General features: G+C 36.3%; 23 protein-coding genes. 18 read left to right on the plus strand and 5 right to left on the minus strand.

Annotated elements, in window-relative coordinates:
• The first annotated feature begins 21 nt into the window (after positions 1 to 21).
• The 3 genes from AC3RVG_RS00585 to AC3RVG_RS00595 are packed head-to-tail and all read left to right on the plus strand — an operon-like array spanning position 22 to position 2,663.
• Positions 22 to 765, plus strand: a complete 744-nt coding sequence (locus AC3RVG_RS00585) for a rhomboid family intramembrane serine protease (RefSeq protein WP_489689483.1) — start codon at positions 22 to 24, stop codon at positions 763 to 765.
• A 2-nt stretch (positions 766 to 767) separates the two neighbouring features.
• On the plus strand, positions 768 to 1,643 hold the full coding sequence (locus AC3RVG_RS00590; protein ID WP_489689484.1) for a rhomboid family intramembrane serine protease: 876 nt from the start codon (positions 768 to 770) through the stop codon (positions 1,641 to 1,643).
• Between the two features lie 3 nt (positions 1,644 to 1,646).
• Positions 1,647 to 2,663 (plus strand): endonuclease/exonuclease/phosphatase family protein, encoded by a 1,017-nt coding sequence (locus tag AC3RVG_RS00595; RefSeq protein WP_489689485.1) that lies wholly within the window; start codon positions 1,647 to 1,649, stop codon positions 2,661 to 2,663.
• A gap of 7 nt (positions 2,664 to 2,670) precedes the next feature.
• On the opposite strand, the gene AC3RVG_RS00600 is transcribed toward AC3RVG_RS00595, so the two are convergent.
• Positions 2,671 to 3,306, minus strand: coding sequence for a WbqC family protein (locus tag AC3RVG_RS00600; RefSeq protein WP_489689486.1), 636 nt, complete (start codon positions 3,304 to 3,306; stop codon positions 2,671 to 2,673).
• A 193-nt stretch (positions 3,307 to 3,499) separates the two neighbouring features.
• Here AC3RVG_RS00600 and udk point away from each other — a divergent pair, with 193 nt between their 5' ends.
• The 10 genes from udk to AC3RVG_RS00650 all read left to right on the plus strand — a co-directional run bounded on the left by udk (position 3,500) and on the right by AC3RVG_RS00650 (position 11,474).
• Complete coding sequence (gene udk, locus AC3RVG_RS00605; protein WP_489689487.1) at positions 3,500 to 4,120, plus strand: uridine kinase; 621 nt, start codon at positions 3,500 to 3,502, stop codon at positions 4,118 to 4,120.
• Positions 4,117 to 4,449, plus strand: a complete 333-nt coding sequence (locus AC3RVG_RS00610) for an FtsB family cell division protein (RefSeq protein ID WP_489689488.1) — start codon at positions 4,117 to 4,119, stop codon at positions 4,447 to 4,449. Before udk ends, AC3RVG_RS00610 begins: the two co-directional genes overlap by 4 nt.
• Positions 4,446 to 5,837 carry a methylmalonyl-CoA mutase subunit beta gene (locus tag AC3RVG_RS00615; protein ID WP_489689489.1) on the plus strand — a complete coding sequence of 464 codons (1,392 nt, stop codon included), beginning with the start codon at positions 4,446 to 4,448 and terminating at the stop codon, positions 5,835 to 5,837. Before AC3RVG_RS00610 ends, AC3RVG_RS00615 begins: the two co-directional genes overlap by 4 nt.
• Entirely contained in the window at positions 5,830 to 7,998 is a 2,169-nt protein-coding gene (gene scpA / locus AC3RVG_RS00620) for a methylmalonyl-CoA mutase (RefSeq protein WP_489689490.1), read from the plus strand. Before AC3RVG_RS00615 ends, scpA begins: the two co-directional genes overlap by 8 nt.
• A 14-nt stretch (positions 7,999 to 8,012) precedes the next feature.
• Entirely contained in the window at positions 8,013 to 9,122 is a 1,110-nt protein-coding gene (locus AC3RVG_RS00625) for a TIGR02391 family protein (protein ID WP_489689491.1), read from the plus strand.
• 90 nt (positions 9,123 to 9,212) lie between these two features.
• Positions 9,213 to 9,752, plus strand: coding sequence for a hypothetical protein (locus AC3RVG_RS00630; RefSeq protein WP_489689492.1), 540 nt, complete (start codon positions 9,213 to 9,215; stop codon positions 9,750 to 9,752).
• A gap of 46 nt (positions 9,753 to 9,798) precedes the next feature.
• Positions 9,799 to 10,386 (plus strand): hypothetical protein, encoded by a 588-nt coding sequence (locus AC3RVG_RS00635; RefSeq protein WP_489689493.1) that lies wholly within the window; start codon positions 9,799 to 9,801, stop codon positions 10,384 to 10,386.
• Positions 10,387 to 10,461: 75 nt separating this feature from the next.
• A complete protein-coding gene (locus AC3RVG_RS00640; protein WP_489689494.1) occupies positions 10,462 to 10,797 on the plus strand; it encodes a type II toxin-antitoxin system RelE/ParE family toxin in 336 nt (111 codons plus the stop codon).
• A 4-nt stretch (positions 10,798 to 10,801) separates the two neighbouring features.
• The gene (locus AC3RVG_RS00645) at positions 10,802 to 11,101 is read left to right on the plus strand and encodes a helix-turn-helix domain-containing protein (RefSeq protein WP_489689495.1); all 300 of its coding nucleotides are present in this window, start codon (positions 10,802 to 10,804) and stop codon (positions 11,099 to 11,101) included.
• 133 nt (positions 11,102 to 11,234) lie between these two features.
• Positions 11,235 to 11,474 carry an acyl carrier protein gene (locus AC3RVG_RS00650; protein WP_489689496.1) on the plus strand — a complete coding sequence of 80 codons (240 nt, stop codon included), beginning with the start codon at positions 11,235 to 11,237 and terminating at the stop codon, positions 11,472 to 11,474.
• A 179-nt stretch (positions 11,475 to 11,653) separates the two neighbouring features.
• Here the strand turns inward: AC3RVG_RS00650 and AC3RVG_RS00655 are convergent, their stop codons facing one another.
• Positions 11,654 to 12,040, minus strand: a complete 387-nt coding sequence (locus AC3RVG_RS00655) for a cupin domain-containing protein (protein WP_489689497.1) — start codon at positions 12,038 to 12,040, stop codon at positions 11,654 to 11,656.
• A gap of 203 nt (positions 12,041 to 12,243) precedes the next feature.
• The gene (locus AC3RVG_RS00660) at positions 12,244 to 13,341 is read right to left on the minus strand and encodes a T9SS type A sorting domain-containing protein (protein ID WP_489689498.1); all 1,098 of its coding nucleotides are present in this window, start codon (positions 13,339 to 13,341) and stop codon (positions 12,244 to 12,246) included.
• Between the two features lie 156 nt (positions 13,342 to 13,497).
• On the opposite strand from AC3RVG_RS00660, the gene AC3RVG_RS00665 reads away from it, so the two are divergent.
• The gene (locus AC3RVG_RS00665; protein ID WP_489689499.1) at positions 13,498 to 13,803 is read left to right on the plus strand and encodes a DUF6122 family protein; all 306 of its coding nucleotides are present in this window, start codon (positions 13,498 to 13,500) and stop codon (positions 13,801 to 13,803) included.
• A gap of 20 nt (positions 13,804 to 13,823) precedes the next feature.
• Here AC3RVG_RS00665 and rlmH read toward each other — a convergent pair whose 3' ends face one another.
• Complete coding sequence (rlmH, locus tag AC3RVG_RS00670) at positions 13,824 to 14,297, minus strand: 23S rRNA (pseudouridine(1915)-N(3))-methyltransferase RlmH (RefSeq protein WP_489689500.1); 474 nt, start codon at positions 14,295 to 14,297, stop codon at positions 13,824 to 13,826.
• A 128-nt stretch (positions 14,298 to 14,425) separates the two neighbouring features.
• On the opposite strand from rlmH, the gene nadC reads away from it, so the two are divergent.
• The 4 genes from nadC to priA all read left to right on the plus strand — a co-directional run bounded on the left by nadC (position 14,426) and on the right by priA (position 19,254).
• Entirely contained in the window at positions 14,426 to 15,286 is an 861-nt protein-coding gene (gene nadC, locus AC3RVG_RS00675; RefSeq protein WP_489689501.1) for a carboxylating nicotinate-nucleotide diphosphorylase, read from the plus strand.
• Positions 15,283 to 16,197: a YihY/virulence factor BrkB family protein gene (locus AC3RVG_RS00680; RefSeq protein ID WP_489689502.1), complete on the plus strand. Its 915-nt coding sequence runs from the start codon at positions 15,283 to 15,285 to the stop codon at positions 16,195 to 16,197. The genes nadC and AC3RVG_RS00680 overlap by 4 nt, the downstream gene beginning before the upstream one ends.
• Before the next feature lie 25 nt (positions 16,198 to 16,222).
• Positions 16,223 to 16,651 (plus strand): DUF2147 domain-containing protein, encoded by a 429-nt coding sequence (locus AC3RVG_RS00685; protein WP_489689503.1) that lies wholly within the window; start codon positions 16,223 to 16,225, stop codon positions 16,649 to 16,651.
• A 152-nt stretch (positions 16,652 to 16,803) separates the two neighbouring features.
• The gene (gene priA / locus AC3RVG_RS00690; RefSeq protein ID WP_489689504.1) at positions 16,804 to 19,254 is read left to right on the plus strand and encodes a replication restart helicase PriA; all 2,451 of its coding nucleotides are present in this window, start codon (positions 16,804 to 16,806) and stop codon (positions 19,252 to 19,254) included.
• Here the strand turns inward: priA and AC3RVG_RS00695 are convergent.
• Positions 19,251 to 19,964 (minus strand): LytR/AlgR family response regulator transcription factor, encoded by a 714-nt coding sequence (locus AC3RVG_RS00695; protein ID WP_489689505.1) that lies wholly within the window; start codon positions 19,962 to 19,964, stop codon positions 19,251 to 19,253. The genes priA and AC3RVG_RS00695 overlap by 4 nt on opposite strands.
• Between the last annotated feature and the right edge of the window lie 92 nt (positions 19,965 to 20,056).

Genomic DNA, 20,056 nt, shown 5'->3' on the forward strand with positions numbered 1-20,056 from the left:
CAGCCTACGCGGGAAATAAATATGGGAAAAATAACCGATACTATAAAATTTCTTTTAATACTGAATGTGATCTTTTATATAGGGTCATTTATAATTGGTGATTTATCAATAAAACTGTTTGCGCTTTATTACTTTGAAAACCCGAATTTTCAATATTGGCAGCCATTCACGCATATGTTTATGCATGACCCTACTTCCATATTTCACATACTTTTTAATATGTATGCGCTATGGGCTTTTGGTTCGCCATTGGAAATGCGCTGGGGACAGAAAAAGTTTTTGTTCTTTTACTTTTCTGCAGGTTTAGGGGCGGCAATAATACATACTTCGGTAAATTATTTTCACATTCATAGCGTTATGGATTCACTATTAGCAGGTGGGTGGAGTCAAGCTGAAATAATGAGCTATTTATCTGGTGGTAATGGAGGAAGTCAGGCTGTATTAGATACGGTTTCTATGGAAAGCATTCAGTCTATGGCTCAATCATACCATGGCGTGGCCTTAGGGGCTTCTGGCGCTGTTTATGGTATTTTGGTCGCTTTCGGTGTTATGTTCCCTAATGTGGAGCTAATGCTAATGTTTGTGCCGGTACCAATTAAAGCTAAATATTTCATTCCTGGTCTTATAGTTATGGATTTGGTTCTTGGAATTTCAGGTGCACAAACGGGCATTGCGCATTTTGCACATTTAGGTGGCGCGCTTTTCGGTTTTATAATGGCTTGGTACTGGAAAAAAAATAGTTTTAACGATCATCGCTGGAATTAACTATGGCTACTACTAATTTTTTAAATCAATATAAAACTGCCAACCTTTTGGTAAAGCTCATTGTTATCAATGTAGCTGTATTTTTGGCGGTCTATTTGGGATCCTTTATTTTAAGTACCAGCCCACAATACTTTTCGCGTTGGTTTGTGTTGAGCGATAATTTTGATACGCTATTGTTCCGTCCGTGGACTTTAATTACATACGGTTTTCTGCATTTTGGCTTTCTACACACACTGTTTAATATGGTCTGGCTTTATTGGTTTGGGCAAATAGTTATAAATCTATTCACGGGGAAACGATTGTTAACGGTCTATTTACTGGGAGCCCTTTTTGGTGGGTTACTATTTGTAATAGCTTACAATCTATTTCCTGCTTTTGCAGAAAGTCGCGGTTTTCTAATTGGCGCTTCTGGCGCAGTAACAGCTATCATGGTTTTTATTGCTACCTATACACCAAATACTGAAGTGCGTATTTTCACTTTTACAATAAAGTTGTGGCATATTGCGCTTTTTCTATTTCTTTTCGACTTGGTTAGAATTCCTACTTCTGGTAATGCTGGTGGGTTGATGGCGCACGTTGGTGGTGCGATCTTCGGTTATATTTATGCAATTCAGCTGGCAAAAGGGAACGATATAGGCAAGTGGTTTGAAAATATTTTGGATTGGGTTGCGAATCTTTTTAAGTCGCAAAAGAATAATCCATTCAAAAAAGTACATCGCACAACACATGCTACTTCAAAGCGTTCTAAGACAAAAGAGGCAAAATCTGGTCATCAAAAAAAGGTGGATGGTATTTTAGACAAAATTGGTAAAAGTGGCTATGAAAGTCTTACAAAGGAAGAAAAGGACTTTCTTTTTAAGGCTGGAAAAGAAGATTAACCTATGCGGAAATTTTTCAATAAGATGATTTACTGGGGCAATTTGCTCGCGGCTACTCTTTTGTTGATATCCTTTATTCTGCCGTATTTACCACCAAAAACCTTTCCCACACTATCGCTGCTTAGCTTGATAGTTTCGTTGCTAATAATTGTGAATATCATTTTCGCAATTTACTGGGCAGTTCAGTTTCGAAGGAGGTTTTTCGTATCGTTTACCGTACTTATATTTTCCTACTTTTACTTTAATGTATTTTACGAAGTATCTTCTGAAGGTGATGCGTCTCAGTACGAAAATTCATTAAGTGTTCTTTCCTATAACGTTCGTCTATTTAATGCCTACGAAAAAGATCCCGATACTGATGCGGCCCAAATATTTTCTGAAATATTAGCTGAACAAAACCCAGACATTGTTTGCTTACAAGAGTTTTATAAAGCGAATAAAATCGATTTTTCGAGGTATCCGCATCAATACATTCACTTTAAATCTGAAAAGGCAAAACTTGGCCATGCCATATTTTCTAAATATCCGCTAGTGAATACTGGAGCCTTCGACTTTAAAGATACTTACAACAATACCCTTTATGCCGATGTTGTAAAAGGAAAAGACACTATTCGTATTTACAGTGTCCACTTGCAGTCGCTCGGTATTATTCCGCGCGTAAGTTTTTTACAAGAAAGTGATAACGATAAACTTAGAAAACGTCTTTCACGAGGCTTTGGAAAGCAACAGTTTCAAGTGGAATCTATTTTAGAGCATAAACAAAATACTTCGAACCCCGTTTTAATCTGTGGTGATTTCAACAATACGCCATTTTCGTATATCTACCGAAAATTGAATGGCCCGATGAAAGATGCTTTTCGCGAACGCGGAAATGGGTTAGGAACTACCTTCAAATTTGAAAAATTTCCAATGCGAATAGATTATATTTTAGCTTCCGAAGATTTAGAAGTTTTATCATTCGAAACTTTAACAAAAACCTTTTCAGATCACTACGCAGTGCGTGCTACCATTGGTTGGTAATCTATTTTTAAACTTCAGTTTGGGAAACTAGTTTTTGGCTTTCCAAATAATTTAATGCATTCGGGCCTTCGTTAAAAAGTAAATCTAAAACCGAAAGATTTGGCAAAAACGGATGATTTGCTTCGTGTACTTGGGTATATGCTTCGGTGTTAAAAGGTGAATTTCTTTTGGCATTAACTAAAATGCGGAGATCCATTATTTCAGGAGTTGTTTCGAATATTGTTGTTTTTGAAACTTCCACTTCAATGCCGATAAGTTCACAGAGCAAATCGAAGATTTTAAGATTGTGCTCCATTAAATTTCCAACGGGTTCTGTAAATAATAATTTTAAATCGTCTTCGTAATACTCAAAAAATGGTGAAGTGCGGTATGCGCTTTGCAGGCTTCTCCAGTGGTGTTCCTGCCACGGAAAATCATTTTCAACCATCACATCTTTCGATTTTTGGCGCTTTCCGTTTTTATTGTGTTTTATAGGAATATTTAAAAGTAACTTTCCGTTGCTATGCGCAATAAATGCACGGTTTCGATAGGTTTGTTTTTGGTAATTATCTTCAACCTCAAAAACCACTTTTCCAGCTTGCGCCACGGCTGCCATTTGTTCAATGGACGGAAAATAGGAGGGATGTAGCAGTATTGTTTTCATTCAAATTTTAAAGACTTCAAAAATAGCGAAAAAGAAAAAGGAGGAGTGAATAAAGATAAAAGAAAAGAAAAATCTAAATTGAAGTCGCTAAGTTGAGTTTGGGGTAAATTTCTCAAAACTTATAAATTCATCGACTCATAAACTACCTTATAAACTATAAACCTTTTATTACATTTGTATAAACTTTAAAACTATGCTCATAATTGGCATCGCTGGCGGAACTGGGAGCGGAAAAACAACTGTTGTAGACCAAATTGTGGAAGAACTTCCCGTTGACGAAGTGTGTGTTATTTCGCAGGATTCCTACTATCACGATACGAGTCATCTCTCTATTGAAGAACGCAAAAAAATAAATTTTGACCATCCAAAAGCAATCGATTTCGATTTGTTGGTGAGTCATTTAAAAGAATTGCGAAACGGCAACGCATTTGAGCAGCCTGTATATTCGTTTGTAGAGCACAATAGAACCGGTGAAACTGTTACCACTTTCCCGAAAAAAGTTATTATTGTTGAAGGTATTTTAATACTAGCGCATCCCGATATTCGAGAAATGTTCGATATTAAAATATTTGTTCACGCAGATAGCGATGAACGACTTATACGACGATTAAAACGCGACATTGCCACCCGTGGCCGCGATTTGGAAGAGGTTTTAAATAGGTACCAAACCACGCTAAAACCAATGCACCAACAGTTCATTGAGCCAACCAAAGAATTCGCAGATATAATTATTCCCACAAATAGATACAATAGCGTTGCTGTTAACGTAATTAGAAGTATTATTCACCAAAAAATAAGTTACTCTGAACTGTGAAACTGTCTAAAATAAAAAAGAACAAATGGCTTAGATTTATAAGCAATAAATACGTGCTTATTGTAATGCTATTTATTGTTTGGATGATTTTTTTTGATGCCAATTCATTTTTAATTCATCACGAATTAGATAATGAAATCAATGGTTTGGAGGACAATGCTGAATTTTATCAAAAGGAAATAAATAATGATAAAGTTTTCATCCAAAAAATGGAGGACAGTAACCAGATGGAAAAGTTTGCGCGCGAAAAATATTACCTGAAAAGAGAAAACGAAGATATTTATATTATTGAACACGAAGACAGCATCAAAAAAGAAGAAAAACGATGAGTAAATTTTTATTTGAGGACTTTGATGAAGTTTCCGCGAAACAATGGAAACAGCAAATTCAGGTCGATTTAAAAGGTGCAGACTACAACGAAACTTTAGTTTGGCAAAGTCCGGAAGGCATCAATGTAAAACCGTTTTATCATCAAGATAATTTTACGGAAGATTTTCAGCTTATTCCCGGGCAGCCGAAGTCTTGGAAAATAGCCCAAAAAATCTTTATTGATGATGAAAAGATAGCCAACAAAATTGCTTTGGATTCTTTAAGCAGAGGCGCAGAGGCGCTAATATTTACAGCGGCGGAAGATTTTGATACGAAGATTGTTTTTAAAGATTTTACCTATAAAGACGTTTCAATTTATTTCAATCTAACATTTCTTTCTGAAGTGTTTTACAACAAACTCATCCAGTTTTTTTCTTCTAAAAAAGCGACTGTTTATTACAATATAGATGTAATAGGAAATCTAGCTCGCACCGGAAATTGGTTTCATAATTTAAATAGAGACCATGAACTTTTAGAAAGTGTTTTTCAAAAAAACAGTTCTGAAAATTTACTTTCGGTAGATACAACTTTGTACCAAAACGCAGGTGCAAATATGGTGCAACAATTGGCTTATGCTTTAGCGCATGCTAATGAATACTTAAATCATTTCGTTTCGGAGGAGTCGCCATTGAGTGATGCCGATAGGAGTGAAATACAAATGACCTTCCAAGTTGCATCCGGCCCAAACTACTTTTTCGAAATAGCGAAAATCCGCGCACTTCGCAAATTATACGCAACTTTAGCAAAGGAATACGGCGTTAAAGAAAGCTGCCACATAATTGCTACACCTTCAAAAAGAAACAAAACACTTTACGATTACAATGTAAATTTACTGCGAAGTACCACCGAATGTATGAGTGCCATTTTGGGTGGCGCAGACTCAGTTTGCAATTTACCCTACGATGCGCTTTATCATAAAAGCAACGAATTTGGCGAACGCATCTCTCGTAATCAATTATTGATTTTAAAGCACGAAAGCTATTTTGATGCTGTAAGCAATCCCGCAGATGGCACGTATTATATTGAAAGTCTAACGGAAGAGCTTGCCGAAAAAGCGCTGCAACTTTTAAAAGAAATAGAAAAAGGCGGCGGTTTTCTTCAGCAATTAAAAGACGGAAATATTCAGAAAAAAATAAAGGAAAGCGCCGAAAAGGAACAACAACTATTTGATAGCGGCGAACTTAAATTGTTAGGAACCAATTATCATCCTAATAAAAATGACCGAATGAAAGACGATCTGAAACTTTTTCCTTTCGTAAAACACAACCCTGTAAAAACTTTAATCACTCCAATCATTGAAAAACGCTTGGCAGAAAATGTTGAACAGCAAAGAATAAGCAATGAGTAGAAAAGATTTACAACATATAGAATTAAAGACGGGAGACGGGAGACTGAAGACGGAAGCAAATACAACCTTGCACCCTGAAACAAGCGACCAAAAACCTGAAGCTTTTTCTACGGCCGAGAATATTGAGCTAAAGAAAAGTTATAGTAAAGACGATATAGAAAATCTTCAACACTTAAATTTCGTTGCGGGAATTGCGCCAAACCTTCGCGGTCCGTATTCCACAATGTATGTGCGCCGTCCGTGGACTATTCGCCAATATGCGGGTTTTTCGACGGCAGAAGATAGTAATGCTTTTTACAGAAGAAACCTTGCCGCAGGTCAGAAAGGCCTTTCCGTGGCTTTCGATCTTGCCACGCATCGCGGGTACGACAGCGACCACGAAAGGGTAGAAGGCGATGTTGGGAAAGCAGGTGTAGCGATTGATAGCGTTGAGGATATGAAAATTCTTTTCGACCTAATTCCGCTGGATAAGATGAGCGTTTCCATGACGATGAACGGGGCCGTGCTTCCCATTCTGGCTTTTTATATAGTTGCTGCGGAAGAGCAGGGAGTTTCACCAAAAGACTTAGCGGGAACTATTCAAAACGATATTCTAAAGGAATTCATGGTGCGGAATACATACATCTATCCACCCACGCCATCGATGAAAATTATTAGCGATATTTTTGAATACACTTCCAAAAATATGCCCAAGTACAACAGTATTTCCATCTCTGGTTACCATATGCAGGAAGCTGGAGCTACAGCAGATATAGAGCTTGCGTACACGCTTGCCGACGGTTTGGAATACATTCGCACCGGAATTAAAGCGGGAATGGACATAGATACGTTTGCGCCGCGATTATCCTTCTTTTGGGCAATTGGCTTGAACCATTTTATGGAAATCGCAAAAATGCGCGCTGCCAGAATGCTGTGGGCAAAAATTGTAAAACAGTTTAATCCAAAAAGCGATAAATCACTTTCGCTACGTACCCACTGCCAAACCAGTGGTTGGAGTCTTACGGAGCAAGATCCGTTTAATAACGTGGCACGAACTACCATTGAAGCAGCTGCAGCAGTTTTCGGGGGAACCCAATCTTTGCACACAAATGCTTTAGATGAAGCCATTGCTTTGCCAACAGATTTTTCTGCGCGAATTGCTAGAAATACACAGATATTTCTTCAAACTGAAACCCAAATCACCAAAACGGTTGATCCTTGGGCAGGTAGTTATTACGTAGAAAAACTTACCAACGAAATCGCAGACAAAGCTTGGGCGCTTATTGAAGAAGTTGAAGAACTGGGCGGAATGACCAAAGCTATTGAAGCTGGGATTCCTAAACTTCGCATTGAAGAAGCCTCGGCTAGAAAGCAAGCGCGAATTGATAGCGGACAAGATATAATTGTAGGCGTAAACAAGTATCGCCTCGCTAAAGAAGACCCGCTGCAAATTCTTGATGTGGACAATCAAAAAGTGCGCACCTCGCAGATTGAAAGACTAAACCAAATAAAAGCGACGCGCGATACCAAAAAGGTAGAAAGTGCTTTAGCAGATATAACCGAATGTGCAAAGACAGGTCGGGGAAATTTATTAGCTTTAGCCGTAGAAGCTGCCCGTCACAGGGCGACACTTGGCGAAATCTCTACCGCAATGGAAAAGGAATTCGGCAGATATAAAGCACAAATTAGATCTTTTAGCGGCGTGTATAGTAAAGAAATTAAGAAAGACGAAAGTTTTGAAAAAGCAAGACAACTAGCAGACCAGTTCGCAGAATTGGAAGGCCGCCGTCCACGTATTATGATTGCCAAAATGGGTCAAGACGGTCACGACCGCGGCGCCAAAGTAGTAGCTACAGGCTATGCCGACGTAGGTTTTGATGTAGACATTGGTCCATTGTTCCAAACGCCTGCCGAAGCTGCCAAACAGGCTGTGGAAAACGACGTACACATTCTTGGTGTTTCGTCTCTTGCTGCAGGCCACAAAACTTTAGTGCCACAAGTAATTGAAGCCCTAAAAAAGTACGGCCGCGAAGATATAATGGTCATCGTAGGCGGTGTTATACCACACCAAGATTACCAATACCTTTTTGATGCTGGAGCCGTGGCAGTTTATGGCCCAGGAACCCGTATTAGCGATGCCGCTATTGAAATGTTGGGGGTTTTAATTGCGGGGGTAAGTTAAAACTTATTTCAAATATGGAAAATTTAAAAGAGCATTTAGAAGAACGACTCTGGAACGTTATTAAGAGAAATTATATTGCAGAAAGCTATAATAATGCAATTCTGGATGCAATACAATTCATTGGAGATGTTATTAGGGAAAAATCAGGGCTAGATAACGATGGTAATCAGTTAATTGGAAATGCCTTTGGAGGTAATAATCCTAAAATAAAAATAAATAAACTAAATACTGAATCTGAAAAAAATATTCAAAAAGGAATAGAGAGTATTCTTCGGGGAATTTATTCAGCCTATAGGAACCCGAGAACTCATTCATCTATCGAAGATACCGAAATTGAGGCTTTTGAAATAATTATTTTCATAAATCATTTATTGAAAATTATTGACGTTTCAAAGGGTAAATTTTCAGCAGACATATTTTTAAAACGTGTTTTTGATAGCGATTTTGTTCCTAGTCAAAAATATGCTGATTTGTTAGTAAAAGATATTCCGAGTAATAAATTTCACGAAGTAGCAATTGAAGTTTTCAATAAAAAAAATATAGGTAAAATTCATAATATAAAATATGTTTGGAGAAGTCTTGTAAAAAAACTAAAAAAAGAAGAACTAGAAGAACTTTTTGAATTGGTATCTGAAGAATTACGTTTTACTGAATCATTATCAAATGTTACAAAGTGTATTGCTTTATTTAAGAAAGATTGGGAAAAAATAGATGAGGATGCTAGATATAGAGCAGAACATAAAATTATAAAAACACTGGAAAGAGCAGAAATTGGACCAAATGAAAAAACAAATGAATATGGCTCTTATGCTTCGTGGCTAACCGAAATATTAAATAAATCGCTATTAAAAAATGAAATCGCAAAGAAATTACTTGAAGCACTTAAATCGAGAGATGAAGCACGGCAAGAATTTGTTTTACAATTTTTTGGAAATTATTTAGAAGAATTAGAAGAAGAATTATTTTTCGGAGAAAATTTTCAGGATATATTCAAGTTAGAATTATTAAATGGAAATGTTTTAATTTATAATTGGATTCTTGAAAATTATGGTGAAGACAGTGACTTTAAGGACGAACTAATATCTTTTGTGGCAGAATATCCCGAAGATAATCTTCCTTTTTGATCCAAGCTCGCGTACGTTTGCAATGTGTCCCGCAAAAAACATGAATTTAACTATCCAAGGCCTGTTAATATACTTAACCTAAACAAGCAAATGAAAATCTTCGTTCTTTTGATATTTTTCATTCAGCTTTCAATGTATTCTCAATACTCAGCGGAGTATAAAACTTTGGTTGAAAAAATTAGCGCTCCAAGAGATTCAATTAAAGTTGAGCATAAATATAAAGATGGCAAAATAAAAGACTCAGGCTGGCAAATATATTATACCGTAAACAACCGAGAATATTCATTTCTAACCGGGAAACATTATCTCTATTTTAAAGGCGGTCAATGGAATGAAACCGATTATGATGCTTTTGGGAATATAATGCTTCACAGAGGTTTTGATTCAGAGGGGAATGTGCTTTATGAAGATAAAAGAAAATACATTTCTACCACAGCATTAAGTGCTTATGAGTTTCTTGAATCTGATAAACACCTTAGGTTCGTTAGTGATATAAAACGTTATTTATTTTCAAACAAGCTTTGCAAATACTACTTAAAAAAGGAAGGTGAAATTACTAACGGTAGAAAGAGTGGGGTGTGGAGAACTTACTACCCGGATGGAAAGCTTAAAAAAGAAAAAGTATATTGAAAGTATACTTCCGCGCTAGTTAACCTTTGCAACATAATATTTTTTAATGACCAAACCAGACCATTCTAAAACAATCAACATATTGATGTTTATTGCGTTGTTGTTAGTTTGCGGTGCATTTGGTCTTTTTATAATATTAAATTGGAAATACATTTCAAACCCAGATGTCCATTTTAGAAATGTTTTTTCGGAAGCTATTTTCGCATACAGTAGAGAAGATTCTGCAATAATGCGCTATTGGGGATTTTATTATCCTTGGGTCGTTATATGTTTTCTGATTTATTTGCAATCTGTAATGATGATCTATTTATTGATAAAGAAAAATTTAGGCATTTCCCGCAACCATTGGATAGTTTTAATATGTGTTCTCATTGTATTTCTGTTTTTGCCAACAATCCTTGAATATCTTGCAGATTTATTACAATCTAAAATTTTGAACAATTTAGAATTTGATGTTAGTGATTTTATTACTGCTGGGCTAATGATTCTTACAGTGGTTATCTTCATTATTTCAATAATACTGTTCTTCTTAAAAAGGTTTAAAAGTTATAGACAATTTTTAGCGCTCAGTTTTTTTACTGTTGTAATGAATTTGGTTTTCACATATTCTTTTATGGAACTGTTTTTTGATTAAGCGCCTGCAACTTTAGAAAATCAAAAAAAATCTAAATTATTTGGAAAATGTTATCCTTTAAGATAACTTTACCGAATGGTTAGAACCATAATTTTTTACGAAAATCATTTTCTCGAATTCTATAAAAAGTTGGATCATAAAGCAAAAGCGAAGATTCAATATGTTTTTGAGTTAATAAAACAAGTGGATCAGGTACCTTCAAAGTTCTTAAAACATTTATCAGGAACCGATGGACTTTATGAAATCCGGATAGAATACCAATCAAACATATACAGGGTTTTTTGTTGTTTTGACGAAGGCAAATTGGTTGTCCTTTTCAATGGGTTTCAGAAAAAGTCACAGAAAATACCGAAATCTGAACTTGAAAAAGCAGTGCGATTATGGAGAGAATATTTTGAAAGCAAAATTTAAAACTATGAAGGATTATAAAAACATAAAAACATTCGATGAGTTAACTGAGTTAGAACATGGAAAAATTGGTTCTGAAAGCCGTAACAAGTATGAAGAAGGCGCTCAAATGTTTATTGTTAGTGAAATGCTAAAGGCGGCTCGAAAGGAAGCAAACCTTACACAGGAACAACTCGCAGAAAAAGCTGGGACTAAAAAAAGTTATATTTCAAAACTGGAAAACGGAAAAGGAAATATCCAACTTTCTACCTTAATACGAATATTTGAACAGGGATTAAATAGAAAGATTGGACTTACGTTTATATAAATTTTTCCCCGATATTCTTCATAATTATAAAACTCGAATATATTAAGAAGGCAATTATGGTAAAGAAATTATGACGTAAAAATAATGCCAGCGAAAAGGAGAAAAGTATCGTAAAACTTAAGCAATAAAAATTATGGATAAAGACGAAATATTTCAATTAATTATTGACATCTCAACGGAGGTAATACCAGAATTAGAAGGTAAAGACATCCCTATAACCGATTCACTAAAGGATTGGGGAGCAAATTCTATAGACCGTGCCGAAATCGTGATGATGACTTTGGAGAGCTTATCTTTAGATATCCCAATGGTGGAGCTTGCTACTACCAGAAATATTGAGGAATTAGTAGATAGAATACACGCTAGATTATAGACCTTGCAAGCGAGTATCCAAATTATTAGTAAAGCAGATTTACAGTCTCTCAATCCCTGCAAGCACGTGCGGCCCGCTAGTGTTTAGAAAGTTCAAAATTTTAAAAGTAAAAGAGGCTTTCAAAAAGGGCAACAGTTTCCCCCTCTTAGGTATGCAGTGTATTTCAAAACACGGCAATTTTACCCTTTGGTCATATCAATCATATGGTTAATTACAGGTGTATGCTGCTGCTGAGGGCTAAACATCACAATTTCAGCATCTGCATTTACCTTTACATTGTGACCTGAAGGCCAGTAAAATAGTTCTTGGGCATTTACTTGCTCTTCAATACCCTTTGCATCCGTAGTGGTAATTTGACCACTTATAAGAAATCCCCAATGCGGACACTGGCATAAATTACCTTCAAGCCCGATAAATAATGGCGTTGTATCTACACCCGCAGAAAGACTAAAATACTCGGCACTTATTTTTCCCAGGCCTGTGGCATCTCCAAAATTGGTTTTCTGCCTAATAATTGCCCCCGGAATTTCTAATTTCACTTCAATGTCATCTTTTGCTACTTTCATAATAGTTTTCTTTTGTTAGGCAGGATAGTCGCATCCCTGGAGAAAACATTTGTAGCATTTTTATTTTAGAAGAAAATTACATAACTGCCTAAACAATTGTTCCGCTCTAAGTAGAAAGGTAGTGTAAAAATACTCATTTTGAGTGCTTTACGAATTATTAATTTAGGGTACTGCTCACCTTAGCCCGAATGAAACCTTGGTACTTAATTCCTAACAATCTTCAAAGTCTCATTTCCTACCCGAACATAATAAATTCCTTTAGAAAGATTTGAAAAGTCAATCTGCTTTTCGTTTTGGGTAAGTTCACCTGAAAGTAATCGTTGCCCGAGTGCAGAATATACTTCAAAATGTGCTGTATTGGTGGTGTTAACTGTTACAAAGTCTTGTGTTGGGTTTGGATATACGCTTACATCAAAATTATTTTCAGTTATACCCAGCACCGACTCACACTCAAAACTAGATTCAACTTTAGAAGCTGCAGGAGGATTAACCAACAGTGATTCAGTTAATAACGGACAATAGCAGTTATTTTCATCTACATATAATTTAAGCCACGAAAGTGCAATTTTACCCACAGCACCGTTACCACCGTTTGGTGTGTTTGCAACTGAATGGTTTCCGTTAGCAACTTCAAAAAGAAGTTTATTGGTTGTATTAGGAGTAACGTTATAATGAATATCTGCGTGCTGCGCGGGAGGAGCGGTAGGATCATTTTCACCACTAAAAATTAGCACAGGACTGTCGTGATTTAAGATTGGGTTTGGTAACCACGGACACAAAGCAACTACGCCTTTTATCGTATTGTCTAAAACTGCTGCACGCTGTGCTCCGCCGCCGCCCATTGACCATCCGCTAACTGCAAATTTATCTACATCAAGTTGGTTTTCTAACGGAGAGGAGGTTCGCGTATTTTCTTGTCGCATAGTTTCTAAAGCATCAATAAGCGCTATTGCTCTAGTTTCTGGATTATCAAATAGTGAATTGGTTCCAATAATTATAGTAACTATTCCATGAGAAGCATAAAAAGGACCCCATTCTGCAACACTTGAAGGCAATGCTGTAAACCCGGGAACAATGGCGATACTCATAAAAGGAGGCGTGGCATTTGTGGGATAATATACGGTTGCGCCTGCATAATCTGGACCATTTCTAAGGCCATCTGCTTCGGTAAGTGTGGCAACATCGTACGGTCCAGGATTTGTTAAGCTCTCAATTGTTACATCGTCGCACTGCGCGAATATAATATTCGGTGCAAATGAAGTGGCTAAAAATAAAAGAGCTACTGCGTATATTTTTTTCATATGTATTCCTTTAATAAGTATTTCTATGTTGAAAAATAATCTTTTTAAAAATCTTAGCAAAATATATATTTCGAGCAACTTTTTGTGTTATTATACACTTCTTCTGAAACAATTTTCTAATCACTGATTCCCTATCTTTGCGCAAAAATTTACCCAATGTTGCAATCCTTGGTACATTATACGCTGCATCTATTAGTCCCTGGGCTAATCGCGTATGTTTTCTTTAGGAAAGAATGGAAAAAAGCTTGGCTCATTATGCTGGCCACAATGCTGGTAGATGTAGATCATCTTTTTGCCTCCCCCATTTTTGATGCTGGCCGTTGTAGTATTAATTTTCACCCGTTGCACACTTATTGGGCAATGGCTGTGTATATAGTTTTATTGTTCTTCAAAAAGACCAGAATCATCGCCGTAGGATTGTTATTCCATATGCTAACAGACTTTATAGACTGTCAGTGGTAATTTCGATTTATTTTGTTGCTCTACCGATGATGATACGGTTCGTTCCGTAGAATTGTATAACCTCTATAAAGTTGTTCAATAAAGAAAAGCCGAACCATTTGGTGCGAAAAGGTCATGGATGAGAGGGATACCTTTCCGTTAGCACGGTCATAAACCGCGTCACTAAAGCCATACGGGCCTCCAATTACGAAGATGAGGTTTCTTAGTCCGCTGTTCATTTTCTTTTGTAGAAACTTCGAAAAGCCTTCCGAAGTAATAGTTTCTCCTTTTTCATCGAGAAGTATTAATACATCGGGAGTGGAAGTTCGTCTTAAAATTTCTTCACCTTCAGCTTGCTTTTGTTGCGATTCCGAAAGATTTTTAGCGTTTTTTATATCTGGAATAATTTCCATTTCAAACGAAATATAAAACCCCAACCGCCTGGTATATTCATCCATCAGGGTTTGCAGTTGTTTATTATCGGTTTTGCCTATTGCGAGTAGTGTAATTTTCATTGCATTTTATTTCAAAATTCAAAAATACAAAGATAAATTACTATAATTTTAAATTTTTGCGGTGCCGAGCGGAGCCGAAGCATCGTCCTTCAAACTTTTTAAAGTATTTTAGCTGAAATTTCCTTGCTATGATTTCAGAAAAACAATTCAACAAAGAAATAGACATCATCATTGCCAACGCTATAAGAGAAGATGTTGGCGATGGCGATCACAGTTCACTGGCGTGCATCGCAGAAGATGCCAGAGGCTCCGCAAAACTTTTGGTGAAAGACGAAGGTATTATAGCTGGGGTAGAATTTGCCCGCCAAGTTTTTGAATATGTAGACCCCGGTTTAGAACTCGATATAAAAATAAGGGACGGCAGCCCAGTAAAATATGGCGATGTAGCTTTTTATGTGTCAGGTTTATCACAATCTATTTTGAAATCGGAACGGTTGGTGCTAAACGCCATGCAGCGTATGAGTGCCATTGCTACTAAAACACACCAATATGTAAAATTGCTGGAGGGAACGAATACTAAAATTCTCGATACCCGTAAAACAACTCCCGGAATACGAGCTTTGGAAAAATGGGCCGTAAAAATTGGCGGTGGAGAAAATCATCGTTTTGCACTTTACGATATGGTGATGTTGAAAGACAATCATATTGATTTTAGTGGTGGAATAACGCAAGCAATTGAGAAAACGAAGCAGTATTTAAAAAGTCGTCACTTAGACTTAAAAATAATTGTTGAAGCAAGAAACCTAACCGAAATAGAAGAAATATTACAGAGTGACGGCGTGTATCGTATTTTGATAGATAACTTTAATTACGAAGATACCCGAAAGGCGGTAACCTTAATTAATGGCAAATGCCTTACGGAATCGAGCGGTGGAATAACACTTGAAACTGCACGAAAATACGCAGAATGTGGGGTAGATTATATTTCCAGTGGCGCATTGACGCATTCGGTTTACAATATGGACCTTAGCCTAAAAGCTATTAAATGAACGAAGAAGGCGAAAAGGAAATAAACATTCCTGTAATTCGAGATCTTGTACGAATTAGTAAAAAGATAAAACTACCCGCAATGGGCGAGTTTTCGTTGTATAATTTGCTGGATGTTTATGGAACTGGAATTTTAAAGGGAACTTTTTCCTTTCGTGCTAGTTCAATTGCCTATAGCTTTTTTCTTGCGCTCTTTCCATTTCTTTTGTTTTTGCTAAATATGATTCCAATAATCCCCATTGATGGATTTCAAACGCGATTTTTAATTTTTATTGAAGCGCTTTTGCCTGCACAGACAACGCAGTTCTTTTATCCAATCATTGCAGATATAGCGGTAAATCCCAGGGCAGGCTTGTTGTCTTTTGTGTTTTTCCTTTCCATATTTTTATCGACAAACGGAGTAAATGCTATTTTCAGTGCTTTTGAATATTCGTTTCATGTAACTATCAACCGAAGTTTTTTTAGACAATATTTTGTGGCGTTAGTGGTTTCAATCTCCTTGGCACTGTTGTTGTTAACATCAGTTGGGGTTATTCTTTATGGCGAATATATAATTCACGACCTAAAGTCAAAAGCCTATATAGTTAATGATACTTTTTGGATTTCGTTCTTTCAATTTATTGTCTTTTTAATAATGATATACGTAGTTATCGCAACTTTGTATTATTACGGCACCAAAGAAGGTAAATCTTCGCGATTCTTTTCAATTGGAGCAGTAACAACCACGGTGCTATTTGTACTAACAACCTATTTTTTTGGGGTGTATATCAATAATTTTTCAAATTACAACGAGTTATACGGTTCCATTGGTGCACTATTGATATTGATGTTATATATTTGGATTAACTCAAACCTGTTGTTGCTTGGTTTTGAATTAAATGTTTCAATAAAGCGACTAAAAGAAAAACTTTAAAACTGAATTTAACACATTTAAAATTATGAAAAAAATACTTTTAACCTTCTCACTTATTGCGTTAACAGTAATTACTGCCGCTGCACAAGATGTAACAGGTAAATGGAAAACCGTTGATGATGAAACCGGCGAAGCAAAATCTATCGTTGAAATCTACAAAGACAATGGTAAAATTTATGGAAAAGTAGTAGAGATTTTAAATCCTGCGAAGAAAAACGCCGTCTGCGATAAATGCCCGGATTCTGATAAAGGGAAACCAATTTTGGGATTAGTAATTATTAAAGGTCTTGAAAAAGATGGCGATGAATATAACGATGGTACCATAATGGATCCAAACAACGGAAAAGTGTACAAATGCTACATTGAACTCGATGGCGCTAACAAATTGAATGTTCGCGGATATGTAGGCTTCTCTCTTTTTGGAAGAACACAAACTTGGAGTCGCATTAATTAAAAATTATTAAAAATAGTATCTTTAAGCCACCAATTTTGGTGGCTTTTTTATTCGGGAAGTAGGAAAGAAGGCAGTGAAAACTGAGACCGTATTTTCAACATCAAAGCGACCCAATAAAGAATTTATAATAGTAATAAATAATAGTTTTCCATTTGTATTTTATAGACGTCATTCTCCCAATTCCACTGAAACAAGCATTCACATATAGTGTGAATAAGGACGAAGCTGCTTTTTTGCAGCCTGGAATGCGAGTTGCAATTCCCTTTGGAAAATCAAAGGTTTATACGGGCATTGTGTATCAAGTTCATGACCAAGCACCGGTAGGTTACGAAACTAAATCTATAGATCATATTTTAGATGAAACACCTATTATTACAGCGCATCAATTAAAACATTGGGAGTGGATGGCGCATTATTATATGTGTTCTTTGGGTGAAGTAATCAAAGCGGCGCTCCCGAGTGCCTTTATGCTGGAAAGTGAAACAATTATTAAACTTTCTTCGAAAGAATTTAAAGATGAAGCTACGCTAAGTGATGATGAATATGTTTTATACGAAGCCTTGCAACATCAATCTTCTTTGCACATCAATGATGCGCGATCAATTCTGGATAGACGAAATATTGTTTCTGTGATTCAGAAATTGTTGGAGAAAAATATAATTGAAGTCGAAGAAACTGTATATGAACAGTACACTCCCAAACTAAAACGCTACATAAAATTATCTTCTGATTATACTTCCGAAGAAAATCTACGCCAACTTTTAGAAACTTTAAGCCGAGCTCCAAAACAACGCGATGTGCTAATGCATCTATTTATGTTGAGCAGCCAAACTAAAAAACCTATTAGCTCTACAGTACTTCAAAAGAAAAGTGAAGCTTCAGCCGCTACTTTGAAAACATTGGTGGATAAGGAAATTTTAGAAGAATATTACATTCAGCACGACCGCGTAGAATTTTCTGGTGATGCTTCAACAGAAATAAAAACGTTGAACGAAGCACAATTAGTGGCTTATCAACAAATAAAAACATCTTTTGAAACAGACGCTGTGGTTTTGCTTCACGGAGTAACCTCAAGTGGAAAAACTGAAATTTATGTTCGGCTAATTGAAGAAGTAATTAATTCTGGAAAACAGGTTTTATATATGCTTCCTGAAATTGCTTTAACCACGCAGCTAATTATTCGACTTCAAAAGTATTTTGGCGAAAAAATTTCTGTTTATCATTCCAAGTTTTCGGTTAATGAAAGAGTTGAGGTTTGGAAGAATGTGCTTGCAGAAAAACCGAAAGCACAAGTAGTAATTGGCGCGCGTTCGTCTTTATTTCTTCCTTTTAAAAATTTAGGACTTATTGTGGTGGACGAAGAACACGAACCGAGTTTTAAACAATACAGTCCGTCGCCACGCTACAATGCTCGCGATAGCGCTGTGGTTTTAGCAAATCTTCATAAAGCTAAGGTATTGATGGGTTCTGCAACGCCTTCGTTGGAAAGTTATCACAATGCAAAATCGGGGAAGTTTGGATTGGTGACGCTTAAAAAACGCTTCGGAAATGTTATGATGCCAGAAATTGAACTGGTAGATATAAAAGAAAAAACGCGTAAAAAACAAATGACTGGCCATTTTAGCGATCGTTTGTTAGAAGAAATGCGCGAAGTTTTAAGTAATGGCGAACAAATAATTCTTTTTCAAAATAGAAGAGGTTTTTCGCCAGTGGTTGAATGCACAACCTGCGGAATTTCGCCCCAATGTCCAAATTGCGACGTGAGTTTGACTTTTCATCAACAAAAAAATCAATTGCGTTGCCATTATTGTGGTTACCATATGGCAATGATGCATAGCTGTATGGCTTGTGGAAGCGAAACACTGGACACTAAAGGTTTTGGCACCGAACAGATTGAAACTGAATTAAAAACTCTTTTTCCAAACCACAAAGTGGCTAGAATGGATCAAGATACAACCAAGGGGAAAAATTCTTATTCAAAATTAATTGAAGCTTTAGAAAATGAGGAGATAGATATTTTGGTAGGCACGCAAATGCTTGCCAAAGGTTTAGACTTTAGAAATATTAGTTTGGTTGGAGTCATGAATGCAGACAATCTTCTCAATTTCCCAGATTTTAGAGCCCACGAGCGAAGTTTCCAATTGCTTCAACAAGTATCGGGTAGGGCAGGCCGCACGCAGAAACGCGGCAAAGTTTTAATACAAACGTACAACCCGTTCCATCAAATTTTGAAGCAAGTAAGTGTGAATGATTTTGAAGGAATGTACAAGGAACAGCTGGAAGAGCGCTATAATTTTAAATATCCTCCTTTTTACAGGACGATCAAAATTATTTTTAAAGATAAAAATTTAGGGCGCGTTCAAAAAGCTTCAATCTGGTTTGGGCAAGCGTTAGAAATTCAGTTTAAGGAAAATATATTGGGGCCAGAGCCGCCACCAGTGGGTAGAATAAAGAATAAATACATCATTAATCTTCTTGTTAAAATCCCCAAGAAGCAATCTTTGGAGAAAACGAAAAAATACATTGAAAACGTTTTGCGCACTTTCAATTCTATAAAAGAATTTTCAAGTGTGCAGACAACTATAGATGTAGATAATTACTAAATGTTGTGCGTTGCGGCTAAGGCATCAACCAAATCGGCCTTTCTATTTCGGCTTAATGGCAATTTGTCTTTATCAAGTTCTATTGTTTTGCTATTATAGCGCTGTACCTTGTCTAAATTCACGATATAAGATTTGTGAATTCTAAGGAAACGTTCGCCAGGTAATAATGATTCAAAAGCCTTCATGGTAGAAAGCACCACAAGAGATTCGTGTTCGGTTACTAATTTTACATAGTCGCCTAAAGCTTCAATGTAACGTAGTTCGTTTAAAAAAACTTTTCGTTTTTTGAGGTTGCTTTTTACGAAGATAAAATCTTCATCGTCAAAGCCTTCCTCATTTTTTAATTTATAATTAGTAATTGCTTTGTGTACAGCATTTAAAAAACGATCTTTGGCAATAGGTTTTCTGAGGTAATCTACGGCATCATAATCGAATGCTTTAAAAGCGTACTTCGTTTTTCCAGTAACAAAAATTACTTGAGGCTTTCTCTGGATATCGTCTAAAAGATCAAATCCTGAAAGAATTGGCATCTCAATATCTAGAAAGATAAGGTCAATTTCTGTAGAGGCAAGCCCCATTTTAGCTTCGATGGCATTCTTATATTCGCCAACAAGTTCAAGAGATGGGTGCATTTGAACAAGCTTCACAATAGAAAGTCGCTGCAGGGTAGAATCATCTACAATTGCGCACTTTAATATGGTTTTTTCCATAATAGTAGGTTTTACTTAAGGCAATAATATGGAAATTATCGATGAACTGCAACTATTTTGTGTTTAATCGTAAAAAATACACACTTAATCTA

The organism is Aequorivita sp. IT1282, assembly GCF_058068205.1.